The sequence below is a fragment of the Pedobacter sp. UYEF25 genome, from assembly GCF_054061655.1.
This window is the reverse complement of the sequence record NZ_JBSSEL010000046.1, coordinates 1-1,693: the sequence shown is the minus strand read 5'-3', so window position 1 is coordinate 1,693 and position 1,693 is coordinate 1. Positions and strand designations below refer to the sequence as shown.

The following is a 1,693-nucleotide window of genomic DNA, read 5'->3' as shown; positions in this document are numbered from 1 at the left end:
TTGAGTAGCATTAATTTAGACACTTTATGGCATCTTATTGGAATAAAATTAATAAATTAGAACTGTAAACTGCTTTACATAGGAATTTGCTGTTATAGCCAGTACGTTTTCCTTTGTTAAACTTGAAGAGTCAATTTTAAATGTCCGCCCAAGCCTTTCTGAATTATCTTCATTAAGGTAGAAAGTCTGATGTCTGAAGCGTCGTTTTCAATTCTCGAAATGTAAGATTTATTCGTTCCACACTTTTCTGCAAGTTGTTCTTGTGTCATTCCCAATTTTGTTCTGGCTTCTTCTAATAAGGCACCAAGGTGGAAAGCTTCAAATTGTTGTTCCCATTCTTCACGTTTCGGATCACCTTTTTTTCCGTATTTCTTGTCAAGGATTTCCTCAAGTGTCGTAATATTCTTTTTAGATGTCATTTTGATATTCCTCCATTATTTTAAGTGCCTTTTCAATTTCCTGTTTTGGCGTCTTTTGACTTTTCTTTTGAAAACCGTTTCCAAGAACCACAAGATTACCTTTGTCGAAAAATGAAAATATGCGATAAATATCACTTCCAACTTCTACTCGGATTTCATAAAGTCCTTTTATTCCTTGCATATGCTTGAAAAACTTTTCGGGAACTTTTGGAGTAACTTTTATTAAATTTAAAGTCCATTCGATTTTAGCCTGAACTTTATCGGTTTGGTCTTCGTAGAAGTCGAGAAAATAATTCTTGTAAGCAATTATCTGTCTGTCATTATTCACAACACAAAGTTAACTGTTTAGACAACAAATTCAAAATAGTAATTTATTGGATTTAGTCGGGCAGTATTGTCTATAACGTTTTGCGTATTGGCGATGGGCGGGCTATTTAGCATTAAACTTCAATTGAAAAACTGAACTTAAATAAAGCACAAATTTTAAATCGAAGACGAAATCCCGCCTATTGCCAATACCATGTTAGCGGATAGCCCATTTTCATTTTTCTGTTCCATCATAATTATATTCTTCAAGTGTCCATTCGATCATTACTTTGTTAACCCATTCAACAAAATTATTATTGCAAGTTTCTACTTCACTTATATTTTTGTAATTACAATCGTGTTGCCAAAAAACAATTGGACATATTTCATTTTCCGTTCGAGATAAATCAATGCAATAATGGTTTCCATAACCGTCTGCTGAAAACGGCATAAAATATTTCGGCATAGGATTTCCAACTTCGTTATGTTCAAAATCATATAACTTATCAAGCGATGAATTCAGAAATTCGTCTCCAATTCCATTAACTTCTGTTCCATTTAGAGAAAAACCATTACTTTTTTTAATGAAATATTTAAAATCTTTTGGTAAATTATATCCAATTTTATTTTCAAAATATTCAATTCGAGAATCAAGTATTTTACTTTCAAAATTCAAAAGTGAATCTGAAAACTTTGTTAATTCATTGTAAGTATTTAAAATTTCATCTTCCATTCGGGGTCTGCTATTTGGGTTTCCGCTAACGTTTTGGAAATTTGCGCAGAAATGGCATTGCTTGCAGAACCATTGTCGCACCGCACTAAATTAAGTAAATAACTAATGAATTAACATAAACCACCGTCAGCCATTTTTGCGCAAGCATCCATGTAAAAGCAGTAAATTTAAGTTCCACAAAAACAGCAATGTGGCACAGGAATACACCTGTCCACCCAAACTTTAAAGCTATGGC

At 32.8% G+C, this 1,693-nt stretch carries 3 protein-coding genes; all 3 read right to left on the bottom strand.

Annotation, left to right across the window (positions count from 1 at the left end; genetic code table 11):
* Positions 1-116: 116 nt before the first annotated feature.
* The 3 genes from ACVWYG_RS19190 to ACVWYG_RS19180 all read right to left on the bottom strand — a co-directional run bounded on the left by ACVWYG_RS19190 (position 117) and on the right by ACVWYG_RS19180 (position 1,458).
* Entirely contained in the window at positions 117-419 is a 303-nt protein-coding gene (locus ACVWYG_RS19190) for a helix-turn-helix domain-containing protein (protein ID WP_457272670.1), read from the bottom strand.
* The gene (locus ACVWYG_RS19185; protein WP_457272668.1) at positions 409-747 is read right to left on the bottom strand and encodes a type II toxin-antitoxin system RelE/ParE family toxin; all 339 of its coding nucleotides are present in this window, start codon (positions 745-747) and stop codon (positions 409-411) included. Before ACVWYG_RS19185 ends, ACVWYG_RS19190 begins: the two co-directional genes overlap by 11 nt.
* Before the next feature lie 213 nt (positions 748-960).
* The gene (locus tag ACVWYG_RS19180) at positions 961-1,458 is read right to left on the bottom strand and encodes an SMI1/KNR4 family protein (RefSeq protein ID WP_457272665.1); all 498 of its coding nucleotides are present in this window, start codon (positions 1,456-1,458) and stop codon (positions 961-963) included.
* Positions 1,459-1,693: the final 235 nt, after the last annotated feature.

What these genes read in the sequence shown, in the direction of transcription:
- ACVWYG_RS19190 (WP_457272670.1), bottom strand. Translation starts at nt 419, where the DNA reads ATGACATCTAAAAAGAATATTACGACACTTGAGGAAATCCTTGACAAG.
- ACVWYG_RS19180 (WP_457272665.1), bottom strand. Translation starts at nt 1,458, where the DNA reads ATGGAAGATGAAATTTTAAATACTTACAATGAATTAACAAAGTTTTCA.